At 42.0% G+C, this 15,635-nt stretch carries 16 protein-coding genes; 2 read left to right on the forward strand and 14 right to left on the reverse strand.

Annotated elements, in window-relative coordinates; genetic code table 11:
• Positions 1 to 272: 272 nt before the first annotated feature.
• Positions 273 to 1,643, reverse strand: coding sequence for a DUF6056 family protein (locus IW510_RS04250; RefSeq protein ID WP_202057222.1), 1,371 nt, complete (start codon positions 1,641 to 1,643; stop codon positions 273 to 275).
• A 648-nt stretch (positions 1,644 to 2,291) separates the two neighbouring features.
• On the opposite strand from IW510_RS04250, the gene IW510_RS04255 reads away from it, so the two are divergent.
• The gene (locus IW510_RS04255) at positions 2,292 to 2,711 is read left to right on the forward strand and encodes a hypothetical protein (protein WP_236674593.1); all 420 of its coding nucleotides are present in this window, start codon (positions 2,292 to 2,294) and stop codon (positions 2,709 to 2,711) included.
• A 37-nt stretch (positions 2,712 to 2,748) separates the two neighbouring features.
• Positions 2,749 to 3,330 carry a GNAT family N-acetyltransferase gene (locus tag IW510_RS04260; RefSeq protein ID WP_202057223.1) on the forward strand — a complete coding sequence of 194 codons (582 nt, stop codon included), beginning with the start codon at positions 2,749 to 2,751 and terminating at the stop codon, positions 3,328 to 3,330.
• A gap of 50 nt (positions 3,331 to 3,380) precedes the next feature.
• On the opposite strand, the gene ald is transcribed toward IW510_RS04260, so the two are convergent.
• From ald to lacD (IW510_RS04325), 13 genes are all read right to left on the reverse strand, one after another.
• On the reverse strand, positions 3,381 to 4,496 hold the full coding sequence (ald, locus tag IW510_RS04265; protein WP_202057224.1) for an alanine dehydrogenase: 1,116 nt from the start codon (positions 4,494 to 4,496) through the stop codon (positions 3,381 to 3,383).
• A 123-nt stretch (positions 4,497 to 4,619) separates the two neighbouring features.
• Positions 4,620 to 5,558, reverse strand: coding sequence for a hexose kinase (locus IW510_RS04270; protein ID WP_202057225.1), 939 nt, complete (start codon positions 5,556 to 5,558; stop codon positions 4,620 to 4,622).
• A 118-nt stretch (positions 5,559 to 5,676) separates the two neighbouring features.
• The gene (lacD, locus tag IW510_RS04275; RefSeq protein ID WP_202057226.1) at positions 5,677 to 6,672 is read right to left on the reverse strand and encodes a tagatose-bisphosphate aldolase; all 996 of its coding nucleotides are present in this window, start codon (positions 6,670 to 6,672) and stop codon (positions 5,677 to 5,679) included.
• A 15-nt stretch (positions 6,673 to 6,687) separates the two neighbouring features.
• Positions 6,688 to 7,848 carry an N-acetylglucosamine-6-phosphate deacetylase gene (gene nagA / locus IW510_RS04280; RefSeq protein ID WP_202057228.1) on the reverse strand — a complete coding sequence of 387 codons (1,161 nt, stop codon included), beginning with the start codon at positions 7,846 to 7,848 and terminating at the stop codon, positions 6,688 to 6,690.
• 511 nt (positions 7,849 to 8,359) lie between these two features.
• Positions 8,360 to 9,526: an SIS domain-containing protein gene (locus IW510_RS04285; protein WP_202057233.1), complete on the reverse strand. Its 1,167-nt coding sequence runs from the start codon at positions 9,524 to 9,526 to the stop codon at positions 8,360 to 8,362.
• 24 nt (positions 9,527 to 9,550) lie between these two features.
• Positions 9,551 to 10,273, reverse strand: coding sequence for a GntR family transcriptional regulator (locus IW510_RS04290; protein ID WP_202057234.1), 723 nt, complete (start codon positions 10,271 to 10,273; stop codon positions 9,551 to 9,553).
• 379 nt (positions 10,274 to 10,652) lie between these two features.
• Entirely contained in the window at positions 10,653 to 10,793 is a 141-nt protein-coding gene (locus IW510_RS04295) for a hypothetical protein (RefSeq protein WP_202057235.1), read from the reverse strand.
• Positions 10,772 to 11,815 carry a PTS system mannose/fructose/sorbose family transporter subunit IID gene (locus IW510_RS04300; protein ID WP_202057237.1) on the reverse strand — a complete coding sequence of 348 codons (1,044 nt, stop codon included), beginning with the start codon at positions 11,813 to 11,815 and terminating at the stop codon, positions 10,772 to 10,774. The genes IW510_RS04295 and IW510_RS04300 overlap by 22 nt, the downstream gene beginning before the upstream one ends.
• Positions 11,805 to 12,605, reverse strand: a complete 801-nt coding sequence (locus IW510_RS04305; protein WP_202057239.1) for a PTS mannose/fructose/sorbose/N-acetylgalactosamine transporter subunit IIC — start codon at positions 12,603 to 12,605, stop codon at positions 11,805 to 11,807. The genes IW510_RS04300 and IW510_RS04305 overlap by 11 nt, the downstream gene beginning before the upstream one ends.
• A gap of 21 nt (positions 12,606 to 12,626) precedes the next feature.
• Positions 12,627 to 13,103, reverse strand: a complete 477-nt coding sequence (gene agaV, locus IW510_RS04310) for a PTS N-acetylgalactosamine transporter subunit IIB (protein WP_202057243.1) — start codon at positions 13,101 to 13,103, stop codon at positions 12,627 to 12,629.
• 153 nt (positions 13,104 to 13,256) lie between these two features.
• Positions 13,257 to 13,541: a preprotein translocase subunit YajC gene (yajC, locus tag IW510_RS04315; protein WP_202057251.1), complete on the reverse strand. Its 285-nt coding sequence runs from the start codon at positions 13,539 to 13,541 to the stop codon at positions 13,257 to 13,259.
• Positions 13,542 to 13,543: 2 nt separating this feature from the next.
• The gene (gene agaF / locus IW510_RS04320; protein WP_202057252.1) at positions 13,544 to 13,981 is read right to left on the reverse strand and encodes a PTS galactosamine/N-acetylgalactosamine transporter subunit IIA; all 438 of its coding nucleotides are present in this window, start codon (positions 13,979 to 13,981) and stop codon (positions 13,544 to 13,546) included.
• A gap of 521 nt (positions 13,982 to 14,502) precedes the next feature.
• Positions 14,503 to 15,486 carry a tagatose-bisphosphate aldolase gene (gene lacD / locus IW510_RS04325; RefSeq protein WP_202057254.1) on the reverse strand — a complete coding sequence of 328 codons (984 nt, stop codon included), beginning with the start codon at positions 15,484 to 15,486 and terminating at the stop codon, positions 14,503 to 14,505.
• Between the last annotated feature and the right edge of the window lie 149 nt (positions 15,487 to 15,635).

A 15,635-nucleotide genomic window follows, 5' to 3' on the forward strand; every position in this document is an offset into this window, starting at 1 on the left:
TAATTCTATCAATTTCTAAAAGCATGGTTAAGTTTATGTATATGGACAAGCATAGCCGGAGTAAGCCACGCATCAGTTATAATCAATATACCAGAGTGTCCCTCTGGTCGAACTGCTTAATAACATAAAAAATCTCCCGGAACCCACTGTTCCGGAAGATTTTTCTATTTTTAAGTCGGTAAAAAATTCAATACTGCGGCAGCTGCTCCTATCAGCTTCTTAAGACTCGTTCTTTACAGCAATGAGTCATTGAATCCACTGCTACAGTAAAGCTACTTGTTAAAAAAGGTCAGGATAAATGCACAAATTCCCAACAGCGTCACGACGGCAGTAAACCGCTCTCGTTTCTGTCCCTCTAACTCATCTATGAGCATCAACACCAGCATGGCAGCAACCACATACGTAACATAGTATGTTCGAATACCAGATACCCAAAGTGTTGGAGAAAATCCAATGATTATCCGTGCAGAGGCACCCATCAGCAACAGCAGAACTGCTGCCATCCTCTTTTTCGGATTATCGAAGCTTAATATCAATCCAATACTCAAACAAGCAAGCAGCCCTAAAATCAGCAGCATAGCCATCCAACTAGCCGGATGCAGAAATGACAATCTAGGTCGTGCTCCTGAAAACCATTCACTTAACTGCTCGGAAGAGAAAGTTAGCGTGTTCTCACTTGCTGCATAATGAGAAAATCCCGGTTTCGTCGAGTTGCCCAGAAATATGGCAAGATTCAATACTACTGGGAAGCCTGCAAAAATCCATGCGTTGTAGCTTTTTCTTTTTGTAAACACTAAGAAGAAAACTAATGCAAATATCAAAAAGAACAAAATATTGAAATCTAAGAAAAACGGCTTTCCAAAAGATAAGACACCCAAATTTATTTTCTCAATAAATGAATAATCGCCAAAATCCGGATAGTGAGCTTTCAATTCTACTGCAAGTCGGGCACTATTTCCCGGAGACAGCAGAAACATAAAGAGCCCTACGACACTTATAATAAGAAAAGTGGTCAATTTAAAATCAAAACGGTTCGTTTTAATTAAATAAATACTTACCAAAATAGTAAACACCAAGAAGCATAAGTTTACTTGCTCTTGATTTGCCGCATAAATCAATGCGATGATACTTAACACAAAGGCCGTCGTCGACAGTTCCTCATCCTTAAGCCGTTTGTAAAATGGATAAAAGGCGACTAAAGCACAAAAAACCGCCCAATGATAATTCAATGACGTAGCAACCCAGCCGGATTCTCCCATCATCTTCAGGGGAATCATACAGTACACGCTGAAAGTAAGCAGCAATGTTTTCGTATTTATCGTTGATAGCAGGTATTTATTTAGAAAATAAACAGTACCGGTCATTATCGCTGCATTCAACAATTTCCATAGAATAAAATATTTTGATAAAAACATCAGTACAGTCTCAATGATAATTCTTGAGCTCCACCCCATGTAATGATCAATTGCTCCACCAAAATAACCGAGTCTATTGAGCCTATTTAGATAGGTCACATCATCTCCAAGCGTATTTGGCATGAAATAGCTGAACACCAGCGCACAAAAAAATAGCACACCAAGCATCCACACTATGCTGCGTCTTTCTTCCTCTTCAACCAAAACCTTTTTATCCATACGTTTCATATGTTTCTCCTCACTTTTTTTACTACTTTCCAAACTCACCCTCATATGAACTGATAAGAAGAAATTACCTGCCTATATAAAATCAGATTGCTTCTTCGATTATTCACTTCATACAATCATCCTAAATAATTCTCCCAAATATTCAGGAACATTGACTATATAACTCAGAGACAGTAGCACCGCTACCTGAATCATACAGAAACAGCATACACTATCATTTACTTATTTCTATTTTGCTCACCAACCCATAGTGGCAACACAGAAAATGAAACGAACGATTGAACCCAACTATTCAATCAACATACTGTTGTATTACATGCTTACTTTCTTTCAATACATCTATGATATCACTTTTAAATCAGTAATATTTCATTTTCTTTAAAAAACAAACCTTCCTTAATTTTCATCTCTGTCATTAGTGTTCGCCCAGTAAAAGATAATATTCTTATTGAAAAAATCGTTCATCTTTTGTCTTTACTCTCCACTTAAATACAGATTCCATAAAATCATACACCTTTTTACTCTATCCTTACAAATCAAAAGCGGCTTTTTTCCTTCTTTCTTTTGAAAAAAATCATTCCCCAGCCTCATTCCCTCACGGATGAAACATGGTATACTCGCTATAAATTAGAAATTAGGGAGGAAAAAATGATGATGCGTTGGGTATTTCTCTTTTTCAATTTGCTCATGGGGTTTGGGGCATCTTCCGGAAGCTTTCTGGCTTTGAATGCCGGAGCAAGAGAAGCTGTTGGTATTGATTCCAGTATGCTGGTCAATTCACCGTTTACAAGCTTTTTAATCCCAGGGCTGTTTCTGTTGCTGGTACTTGGAGGCGGTAACTTTCTCGTTGGTTTTCTGACACTAAAAAAACTGCCTGAATTTCCTTATTATCAGTGTTTGGTTGGTGCCATTCTCTTTTCTTGGATTATCATTCAATGCGTAATGATTTGGGATATTGTGGCACTTCATGTCATTTTCTTCTGCGTGGGCGTCATTCAGTTTACCTTGGGGATATGGGCAATCAGAAAACAACATAGTCCCGTTCCTTTCTCTGCTCACCAAAATTAGATTTTATACGCAACAACTATACATAGGAGGAATGCTTATGACATTGACACATACAGGAACACAAACAATTTATACTTCACGATTAACCCTTCGGCCATTTAAACGTGAGGATAACGCAGCGATGCGGAAAAACTGGATTGCAAATCCGGCTATTCAGAAAATGTATTCTGAACCGATTTACACAACAGAAACAGAGACTGCCACACTCTTAGACAAGTGGATCACCTCTTACGCCGGTAAAAACTTTTATCGTTGGGCTATCTGTCTGAAGGAAACCAATGAATGTATCGGACAAATTGCTTATTTTCTAGTTGATGATACCAACCATTTTGGTGAAATCGAGTATTGTATCGGGGAAGCATTTCAAAATCAAGGGCTAATGACCGAGGCCGTTACTGCTATCCTACATTATGGATTCGAACAGATTCACTTGAATAAGGTACAGGTTTGCCACAAATCGACAAACATGCCTTCTCAGCGAGTCATAGAGAAGAGCGGATTTGTTTATGAAGGAAAGCTGAGGGAGTTCTTTTATATCGACGGTGCGTATGTTGATCGTTTGTACTACTCGATGCTGAGAAAAGAATGGGCTGATTTGCAAGAAACAGCTGAACTATAAATAAAAAAACGGAAATCCTGTTTCTCTCAGGATTTCCGTTTTTTTATTTTTTACCCAATCAATGTGTCAACATCCGTATACGGCAAGTCTAAATCTGCGGCTACTGCCGGATTTGTCATCGCACCGCCGATTGTATTGACTCCTTTTTTCAATGCAGAATTTTGTTTGATGCTTTCTGTAAAGCCTTTGTTCGCCAGCTCCATCACATACGGCAATGTCGCATTTGCCAAAGCATACGCAGAGGTTTGCGGTACTGCTCCCGGCATATTGGCTACTGCATAATGAATAACGCCATGCTTCGTATATGTTGGCTGATCGTGTGTTGTTACCTTGTCGATTGTCTCGAAGATACCACCTTGGTCGATGGCAATATCAACAATCACAGAATGCTCAGGCATTGATTTAACCATGTCTTCGGTTACCAGTACCGGTGCTTTGTGACCCGGCAGCAGAACAGCACCAATGACTAAATCAGCATGCTCAACAGACCCTTGAATATTGAATTGGTTGGACATCAGGGTTTTCACTGAACCACTGAACTGATCGTCCAACTCCTGCAGACGTTTTGTGCTGACGTCTAAAATTGTAACATCTGCACCCATCCCCAAAGCAACCTTCGCTGCATTCGTACCTGAGATACCGCCGCCGATAATCGTTACATTCCCTTTACGTACACCCGGTACGCCGCCCAACAAGATTCCTTTCCCGTCCGGAACCTTCTCCAAGCATTTTGCACCAATCTGTGTTGCTAATTTACCGGCTACTTCACTCATTGGAGACAGCAATGGCAATGCGCCATTTTCAAGCTGCACACTTTCATAAGCGATTGTTTTAATTTTGCTCTTCATCAACGCTTCCGCCAATGGCTTGTTCGCTGCTAAATGCAGATAGGTGAACAGAACAAGATCCTCTCTTAAAAATCGGTATTCTTCTGCCAACGGTTCTTTGACCTTCAGTACCAATTCCTGTGCCCATGCTTCTTCAGCGGACGCTACAATCGTGGCACCAACTGCTGTATATTCTTCATCCTTAATTGACGCGCCTGCCCCCGCATTTGTCTCTACAAATACTTCATGGCCGGCCTTCACTAAGTCTAAAACACCTGCTGCAGGTAATGCCACACGGTTCTCACCAATTTTTATTTCTTTCGGAATACCAATTTTCATACGCTCTACCTTCTTTTCTGTTCATTTTTTTCATGCTTACATCGTCATGTAAAAATTATAAGGTAAGAAAAAGCGATGTGCAAGGCGATTTCCAATATTTGTGACCGAATGAGCAAACAAACGTTATTCTTCGACCTGTTCGATAGTGATTTGTTTGAAGAGGCCTGCCGCCTTCTTCGGATTAATATGGCCTGTTTTCACTTCTAACGCATTCAGCATCCCCGTCGTCATCCCCCATTTTAACAGCTCTTCATCAGAACAGCCGTCTTTAATTCCAGCTGCCAGTCCTGCCAACGTCGCATCCCCAGAACCTACAGGATTGACCACGTCAATTTTGGGAATCGTCACACGATAAAATTTTTGGTGATGCTTAGCTATTGCTCCCGCCGCGCCCATAGAAACAACAACCCAACTAATTCCATCAAATAATGGGTGCTGCAGCTGCTCAATCAAGGACGTTTTCTCTGCTTTCGCAATCCCTAACAGCTCCGCAATTTCCGTTTCATTCGGTTTAATTAAATAAGGTTTATTTTTAGAGGCTACAGCTGCCTTTAACGATTCTCCTGAGGTATCCAGCAATACACGTACCTGTTCTCTATTAGCCAATTCAATCAGCTGTTCATATAAATTTACTGATAAACCTGCCGCAAGACTTCCGGAAATTGTCACCAAAGAACATTTTTTCAATAAATATTGGTAGCGGAGGATAAATCGCTGCTCCTCTTCCTGAGTGACAAATGGTCCCTTTTCCAAAAGCTCCGTCTGCTTCCCTCCATCATGGAGAATGGCAATCGAATTTCGCGACTCTTCCTTTATCTCTGTGAAATCATGGAGAATCCCTGCTGCCGTCAACTGATCCTTGATAAATGCACCAAGATGTCCGCCGATGACGCCTGTTGCCAAAACCTCTTTCCCCAGCTCATGCAGCACACGAGAAACATTCAGCCCTTTCCCTCCTGCTGTCTTGGATACTTCTGCCACACGGTTGACATCGTCTAACTTTAAATGAGGCAATGGATAAGACATATCCACTGATGGATTCATTGTTATTGTCACTATCATTTGACATCCTCCTTCTATACAAACAGCGACTGGCGTAAACCCTTTGCCAGCCGCCAAACCTCTATTCCTATTTTCATTTTACTTTCTAGATCATTATGTGACTCTTCCCCTACAATTGCTACTCCACTTCCACCTTATCATGCCAAGAAGACGCTGTACGGTTAACCACCTCGTTCAAGGTTTCAATATTACTTTTTCCTTCTGAAAGCAACCAATCATGCGCAGCGCCTGCTCCATTTTCCACAAAAGGCTGAACACCATTTTTCCATGTCGCCCGTCCACAAAGAACACCGTTGAACGTTGAGCCGGCTTCCTTGGCAAATTCCAACGTCCGTTGGAACAAAGCTGCTGAAACACCTGCGCTTAGGAAAATAAACGGCAGAGGTGTTGCTTGACTCTGTTCCTTGAAATACATCAACGCTTCTTCTCTTGAATGAACAGTCTCAACCCCTTCATCCGCATACCCAGCCACATAGTTCATATTGACAGGGACTTCAACCTTTAGAACATCTACCTTGTATTTCTCCTTCGAAAACTCCTTCATCATTTCGATTACTTTATGAGGTTTAACTTTCGCATATTCCGGTGATGAAGCATCTGAAATCTGTGCATCGTAAGAAACCAGCTCCAAGTAAAATGGGATATCCTCCCCAATACATTCACTACCTAGTCGTTCAATAAAGACATGCTTTAAATGATTGATTTCTGCCGCTTCATCTACATCATAATAGAGTAAAAATTTAATGGCATCTGCGCCTTGTTCCTTCAACTGCAGAACCGACCAGTCTTCCAAAAGATCCGGCAGTCGGCCTGGTGTTGAAGCATCATAACCGGTTTTTTCGTAGGCCAGCAGCAAGCCCGCTTCCTCATCACGAGCCTTAGCTGCTGCCAAACCATATTCAGGGTCGAGTAAAATGGCAGAAGCAAAGGGTGTCAAATCCTTTGAGACCTGTTCCTTGAAATCACTGATTTGTTCACCGGTGGCTTCAGTGCCTAATGCTGTAATCATTTTTTTCAATGCGCCCCGCTGATCAATGGCCAACGCCTCAATCAAACCATCTTTTGTTGATAAGCGGTCTATTGCCGCTTTTTTCCCTTTACTTAATTTCAGCATCTTTCTATCTCCTTCTCAATCGTTCTCTTCATTTTTATAAACAGCTTTTCCGTCTAAATAGGTTTCCAGCAATGTCATATCCGGACGAATAACTAGAAAATCTGCGGCTAAACCAGATTGAATACTACCGCAGCAATCATCGATTCCCACACTTTGTGCCGGTACAAAGGAAGCCATTTTTATCGCTTCCTCCACTGTCGCAATGTCCCAGGCTACAACATTCTTCACGCCATCAAACAGCTGGAGGATACTCCCAGCCAGACTACCATTAGAGGTCAGACGTGCCGCACCAGCCCTCACCTCTACTGGAAACTCACCTAATGTATATTCCCCTTCCGGCATACCACCTGCCCGCATACAATCAGTAATCAACGCTGTTTTTTCAGGCGTCTTCGTTCGAATTAAGATTTCCGCTGCCGCGGGATGAACATGATGTCCGTCGCAAATCAATTCAGCCGTGGCTTCTTTTGTATGCATCGCCGCTCCGACCATTCCAGGCTCGCGATGATTCAACCCGCTCATGCCGTTGTAGGTATGAACAAAAATAGATGCTCCGGCATGAATAGCTGCTTTTGCCTGATTATACGTTGCAGCACTATGTCCCAAAGCGACTGCCACACCTTGTTTAGTAACAGCCTCGATAAATTCAGTTGCACCTGGCCTTTCCGGTGCCAAGGCAATTTTTTTAATCAATCCATTTGCCAACTGCTGCCAGTGATTAAACACCTCGATATCCGGATCAGAAAAATAATCAGGATTTTGCGCCCCTTTATGCTCCGCTGTAAAAAATGGTCCTTCAAAAAAGATGCCTCGAATCTTCGCACCCTCAACCTCTTGGTAATGTTCACCAATTGAAGCTGTTACCTCATTCAAAGTTTCAACCCCTGCCGTCAGCGTAGTTGGTAAAAAGGAGGTCACGCCACAGCTAAGCAAGCCTTTTGAGATTTCCTTAATCCCATCAAAGTCATTGTCCATCACATCATGTCCCATAAATCCATGAATATGCGTATCCACCAGCCCCGGAGCAATCCAACAACCGCTGTAATCAACAATTTCTCCTAGCGGCTTATCTTTTGTAAACTCTCCAAAGCAGCCATCAGTCACTTTCAGATAGCCAGCCGTTTCTACACCACCTTTCAAAAAGAAACGATCTGCATAAATAAAGTAGTCACTCATTCTATTTCCTTCTTTCTGTTATCGAGGCTGAGACAGAAGCGGTTAACTTCAAGCCATAAGAAGAAATTTACGAAAATTGCTTTACAAATTTTTGCTAAATTTCGGCTTATTGCCGAAGACCTTCAAAGACTTGGCTCTTTAGAGCCTAGCATTTGATGAGATCGGAACGAAGTGTAGTGTTGCTTTTGTCCCACCGTTTATTCTGATTTGTGTATAATGCAAGCCTGCTTCCTTTTCTCTCTTATTTCGTGGCTCTTAAAAAATCAACTTTTTGAGTAAAAGGGTACACTAAAAACAGTGACAGAGATATTAGCCCATTTACTAATATCCCGGCCCCTTGAACAATATGATGAGGATATGACCGCTTCTTTTTTACGACAGCTTTCACGCAAAGCTATATCTTCCATGTAACGAATACCTATTCAGAAAAATACTTTCCTGACTAATATGGGCATTCGAGGAATAGAAGCAGATAGGCCGTTTCCTCCATATTTCTCCCAATCACTGTTTTTTAAAGCTCGTGGATTGTCACCCCTTGAACAACACGATTGACGGTCCCTGTAGGAGAAGGTGTATCCGGCGTATTCCCTACCTTAATCGAGCTGTGCAGTGCCACAGTCTGTGCGAATAGAATATCCGGCAATACCAGATAGGCCTCCGGCAACAGAACCTCTTGATTCGAATAAGTAAATGGTGTTCCGGCAAAAGATGCTGCCTCTCCTTGACCAATACCTACAATCGCTGCCGCAATACCGTCACCATGAACCTCATTTAAAATATCTACATCATATTTTCTTGTATATGGGTCATTGTTGATAAAGACAAACAGTAACGTTTGCTGATCGACAAATGATTTTGGTCCATGTCTAAACCCTAGCGAAGAGTCAAACACCGTCGCAATTTTTCCCGCTGTCAGCTCCAACACCTTCAGCTGTGCTTCTCTCGTCAAGCCGCTTAATGAGCCCGAGCCCAGATAAACGATTCGATGATAGTCACGAGCCAACACTGCTTCAATTTCTGCTTCCCGCTGAATTACTTCATGTCCCAGCTCCTGCATCGCCTGAACATATGCTGTTTTTTGTTCCAAGGATTCCTGATCAAAAATCAACAATGCCGCCAAGGTCATGCAGGTGAAGCTGCCTGTCATGGCAAAGCCTTTATCATTTGATTTCGACGGCATCAACAGCAATAAGATGTTCTCTTCATTTTCAGCTGCCAATGCCAACTGACCATCCGCCGCACAGGTAATGGTGATATGGTAGAGCTGTTTGACGATTTTATCTGCTGCAGCAACTGCCGCCAAGCTTTCCGGAGAATTGCCGCTGCGGGCAAAGGATACGAGAATCGTCGGTTCCTCCGGTAATAAATAGTCGTAAGGTGCACCCACGATATCTGTTGTACCAATACTCTCAAATGAAAAGCTGTGGTTGTCGCCGTTTCGCGTTAAGTAAGGAACCAAGGTATCTCCAACGTATTGAGAGGTTCCCGCTCCGGTAAAAATCACGCGAATTTTTCGGTCAGTCGTCTTTTTTATCTTTTCGAGAAAAGCGTGGATTGCTTCCTCATTTTTTTTATAAATTTCCAGTGTTTCCTGCCATAATTCAGGCTGTTGTTTGATTTCACCTGTTGTGATATCCGCACCCATTTTTTCTAAAATGTCGGCATTCTTTTCAAACATTCAGCATGCGCCTCCTTGTTTTAGTCAGCGAACATGGCGTACCTTATAGCGGAACTTATCTGCACGAGCAACACTTAACGTGAACTCGATCACTTCATTCTTTATATTATAGGTTGTCCGAACCAGATTGAGACTCGGTGCGCTATAAGGCACATCCAACTGCTTCGCATCATTATCACTTACAATACTTGCGTAAAATTCCTCTTCCGCCAGCTTGATTGTTTCACCGTAATCTTCCGCAAACAAATCATACAACGGTTTTACTTCTAAATCTTCTCGTTTCATCGTCATAAACTTTTTGTAAGGCAGATAGGAACGTTCTACCATCATTGGCAAACCATCCGCACTCCTCAATCTCTTGATTTTGATGATTTTTTCTCCCAGAGAAAGATTCAGATGCTCTGCAAAAAACTTGTTTGCTTCCACAATTCGAAATTCCAAGATGGTTGTCACCGGCTCTTTGCCTAAAGACCTCATTTGCTCCGTGAAGCTGTACCCTCCAGTCAGATTAGTCACCTCTTGACTGATTGAAGAGACAAAGGTTCCTTTGCCGTGTTGACGATAGATATAGCCCATCTTTTCTAATTCCTGCAATGCCAAGCGAACCGTCGTCCGGCTCAGTCCGTATTTCTCGGATAACTCGCGTTCTGACGGAAGCATCGCATGCGGTTTCAATTCATTTTCAATTTGTTCTTTCAATAAATCAACCAACTGGTCATACAATGGTTGTCTTCTCTTTCTTTCCAAAGTCTTCCCCTCCCGAATAAGCAGCTTGCAAAAAGCCGATTTTGCCAGTTCAACACTCACACTTTATGTGGAAAAACAGAGTGTTGAATCTGAGTCTATCTATCATTTATCTATAAAAATCGACGATTTTTTTCCTGCTACTAGCAAGTGGTAATTACCACATGATAAGTCTACCTATTCTTTTACTGAAATACAATGGTTTGAACAGAGATTGTGAGAAAAGCTGAATGGGTCGGGAGCTCATGAGCGATATAGGAAAACGGACCAAGTGTAACGTTTTGTATCGAGGATCGCAGTAAAATGAGAACCGTAGATACATATTATAAATTTTGTATTATGTTCACTGAATACAATTTATCTTATCGCCGATTGAGCTGACTCATGAAGCTAGACAATCAGAAAAGCTGAACAGACTTGGGAGCTCATAAGCAATATAAGAAACTGCTTCCCAATCAGCTTGCCATTGGTTCTCGTTGATTCCTTCTGTTACAGTCGCTCTTACGGCCAGATAGTTGGCCATAGACCAAATCCGGAGCCGACTAATCCAATGACTAATACCAGCCCAATACATTTCAGCGGTGTCCAGCCACGTTTTGCCAGGAAGAAGTATAGCATCATCGTTAACGCCAATGGAATCATCTGAGGTAGAATACCATCCAGAATTTCCTGAATATTAATTGTTACATCTCTTGTTTCATTTTGATTGTACGTTACTTCAAAATTACCAGTAGCTAATTCTTTAACACCCAGCGCTTTTTCATCTGCCCCGGCATCTTGTACTTCATCTGTCAGCTTGCCATTATCATCTTTTTTGTAGATATATTCATCATACTTATGAACATCGGCAGCAGGCACCACCTCAGTAACAGAGTACAGCGCACTGGTTGTTCCATTTGGAATCTTGACATCTACTTTGGTTGCACCATACACACAGGTCAACGCACCTACAACGAAAATCCCCAAAATACTTGCTGCACGAGTGAACTCTTTGGCATTTTCTGTCAGCACACCGATTGCATCTGTCCCCAGCTTATACGACCAATTCATCAGGAAGAAACGTAAAGCGAACTGAGCGATGTTGAATACCAGTAAGAAAATGAATGGTGCAGCAATATTGCCGTCGATGGCCATATTTGATGTAATACCAGCAGTAATCGGAACCAACGTGAACCAGAACAAGGCATCACCAATACCGCCCAGAGGCCCCATGGCTGCTACACGAACCGCACGAATTGTCGGGATATCCGCTTTGTTTTGTTCCAACGAAAGCACAATCCCCATCACGAATGTCACTAAAAATGGGTGTGTATTGAAAAACTCAAGGTTATGACTCATAGATGCAGACAAATCATCTTTGTTGTCTCCATGAATTTTTTTCAACCCCGGAAGAATCGAATACAGCCAACCACCAGCCTGCATCCGCTCATAGTTGAAGGATGCCTGCAGGAACAACGAACGCCAGACCATTTTATTTAACGTCTTTTTATCCAGCTGATTGGCTGGTGTGGTGTTTTGATAGTTATCAGGAATGTTATATGCCATCTTCGTCACCTCCAACATTAGTAGCTGCGGACTGTTTGAATTTCGTCTGAACTTGATAATCCCAGAAAGCCAGTGCAAAGCCGATGAATGCTAGAATAATCAATGCCGGACCACTCAAGCTTGGTGCAGCCATTACAATAACTGCCATGGCAAAACCGAAGAAGTAAAAGCCCCACATATCTCTTGATACCATCACCTTAAGCAAAATGGCAAACCCGACATAACGCATCATACCACCGGCAGCACTTAGACCGCCCATCAGCCATTCAGGAATCGCATCAACCACGGTTTGTCCAAATGCCTGACCACCAATAAAGAATAAAACAACAATAATACCGAAAATACTTCCCAAAGCCAGCATTGCCAAGTAATTGATTTTATCAATTCCTTTTGTATTTCCTTCATGTGCATAATTGTCTGCTACTGTCATTACCGGAGACATCAATGAGAAAATCAATGTCACGCCGTACTGCCCTAGCAATGAGAATGGAATCGCTGTTGCAACAGCTACAGTCGGTTCAAGCTTCAGTGTGATGGCCAGTACAGCTGCCATAATCCCACCAATAACCGCATTTGGCGGCTGTGCGCCTCCAACCGGCATATTTCCAATTGTCATCAACTGATAGGTTCCGCCAACAATCAAACCCGTTTGTAAATCTCCTAAAATCAACCCAATAACCATCCCGGTTACGATTGGCTGATATAAGGACTCTAAAAAACTGAACTGATCAATTGCCGCAATAAAGGTTACTAAAAACACTAATAATATTTGCAGAATACTGTAATCCATTTTTTTATCTCCTTTCCAGCTCTAACTAAAAAGTTTCTTTGTGTCTTCTACAGGCGTTGTCGGTACACGTCGGATTTCTAATTCCACACCTGCATCCTGCAGCTTTCTGAATGCTTCTACATCCTGATCGTCAACTGCTACAGTCGTTGCTACTTGTCTTTTTCCTTCAGCCATGTGCATATTGCCAATATTGACTTTCTTAATCGGTACACCACCTTCCACCAGCGTCAGCACATCTTCCGGATTCTCAACAATAATAAAAATCTTTTGGTTTGCTGAAGCCTTATGAATGATATCAATGGTCTTCTGTAAGGTGAAATAGCGTGTTGCAACACCGTTTGGCGCAGCCATATCCATCAAACCTTGTCTGACCTTGTCTCCTGCCACCTTATCATTTGCCACCAATATCAGATTGGAACCAATTGAACCGTTCCATTGTGTTGCCACCTGTCCATGAATCAAGCGATTGTCGATACGTGTCAGTAAAATATTCGGCATGTTTCTCTTCCCCTTTCTTGCGCTATTTATTAAAAAGACTGTAATAAAAGGTCCTTCTACTTTCCGGAGCTTAACACTTCATGCTCCGAAAGCTGTTAACTGATTCTCACTAAAGCGTGACTAAGCTATACTGCTTCACTGACAATCTCAAAATCAAGACGCCTTTTTTACAACCTCCGAAATAGCAAACCTTGATACTTCCATTACTGCATTGGATTTTACTTTTACATCAACGGTCTCATCTCCCACTCTAGTTAACGTGCCGTAGATTCCATTTAAGAAAATAACTTGTTGACCGACAGCGAGCTCTTGATGAAGCTTACGGTAATGGTCTTTCTGAGCTTTGACGTTTTTATAATTGAGAAGATAATAAACAAGTGCCATCACTCCCAGAAAGACAATCATTACGATTGATGATGCTAAGATATTCTGCCACATGATTAAATCCCTTCTTCCTCATCGTCTGCCGTTGATTTCTCGTTCAAATCAAGTGTTGCGTGTACTAAGCCCTCTTTGCCAATCGTCAGAATCGCTTGGATAAACGCCTCAACAGAATCATACCCATGACGCAGTCCGCTGCCTTCGATTAATAGCGGTAAGTTTGTTCCTGCAATCACCTGTACCTGTTCCTTATCTGCTGCAGCCAGCATCGCTGTTCGAAACGGTGTTCCTCCTAGAAGGTCCGTAAAGATGACGATGCCTTCCGCGGATGACAATTTTTCTACCGCTTGAGTAATCCTCTCTTCAAAGACTTCCAATGCCTCCTCTTCATGAAAAGGTACGACTTCAAAAAACTCTTGAGGTCCGGCAATCATCTCGACCGCCCCCATCATCCCAGGAGCAAAACTACCGTGCCCTGTCAAAATACAACCAATCATTATTTCACATCCTTTCACTATAAGAAAAGCTGAATGAGTCGGGAGCTCATGAGCGATATAGAAAATTGGCTCAGTGGTGCTCTTTACCACTGAAGACAATTTATCTTATCGTCGATTGAGCTGACTCATGAAGCTAGACAATTAGAAAAGCGGAACAGAGCGGTTTACTTCTAAGCAATATAGGAACTTGGCTCGATGATGTTCTTTATCGTCGAAGACAAGTTATCTTATTGTCGAAGAAGTTGCTCTGTGCAGCTAGACAACCAGAAAAGCTGAATGAGCTTGGTCAGCTCCCAAATCCAATTAATCTTAAAAAAACCAACTGGTAGTAACCACAATATGAGTATAATAGAAAACCGCTTACAAAGTCAACCGATAACTTAGATTTATAGTCGTTTTTATGTAAAAACCAGCCTTTTATAAAATGAAAAAGGTATCTTTTTAGATACCAGTTAGACTTAAAAAAACTGCTGAAGAAGCGAAAAACACTCACTTCTTCAGCAGTTTGGACATTCTTTGAATTATTCTACTTTCTCACGCCATGAGCTGGCACTTTGTTCCACAATTCCGTTTAGTGTTTCAATATTTTCTCTTCCTTGCGTTTGGAACCATTCTTTTCCAGCCCCTTCGCCGTTCATTACATATGGTTTTACACCATCACGCCATGTGGCACGACCACAAAGAACACCATTGAAGGTCGATCCGGCCTCTTTGGCAAATTTGATTGTTTTCTGGAACAGCTCCATTGTTACACCGGCACTTAGGAAAATAAACGGCATGTCGGCAGTATCACTTTGTTCCTTGAAATAGCTCAAGGCTTCCTTTCTTGTATAAACAGGGTCTGTATCCGAAAATCCTTCCACAAAATTCATGTCTACAGGAACCTCCAGCTTTAACACGTCCACATGATATTGCGGTTTCGCAAACTCTCTTGTTGATTCAATTACTTTTCGAGGCTTGATACGAGCAAAATCCTTAGAATGGACATCTGTAATTTCGCTATCATAGGTCACGATTTCAAGGAAGAACGGAATGTCCTCACCTTCACATTCACTACCCAGACGTTCCACAAATACATGCTTCAAGTGATTAATTTTTCGATCATCATCCGGATTGTAGTAAAGTAAAAACTTGATAGCATCCGCACCTCGTTTCTTCAATCGGGTAACAGACCAGTCTTCGAGAATATCCGGCATCCGCCCTGGGGTAGAGACATCATATCCTGTTTTTTCATAAGCTAAAAGTAAACCGGCATTCACTGCACGTTCTTCAGCGGCCGGCAGACCATATTCCGGATCAAGTAAAATGGCAGATGCATATTTGGTTAGCTCTTTGGAAGCCGCCTTTTTAAAATGAATAATTTCCTCTTCTGCATTGTTTTCACCAAAACTGGCCATCATTTTCTTTAAAGAGCCTCGTTGGTCAATTGCCAATGCCTCAATAATGCCATTTTCAGAGGACAAGCGTTCCAGTGCTGCCTTTTTTCCTTCACTTAATTTCAACATATTCGATAGTCTCCTTTCAATTCTCTTACTCGCTTTGAGTATATGCCCGCCCTAAGAAAAATACAAAAGAGAAGCCTTTTTATGATTTTCTGCTTGACCTGTTACGCGTTTCAGAAAGTATAGTAAAGAAAACGAAGGAGGAATTGACC

The sequence above is a fragment of the Enterococcus sp. BWR-S5 genome (assembly GCF_016745255.1).
In the GTDB taxonomy this organism is placed as follows: Bacteria; Bacillota; Bacilli; order Lactobacillales; family Enterococcaceae; genus Enterococcus_L.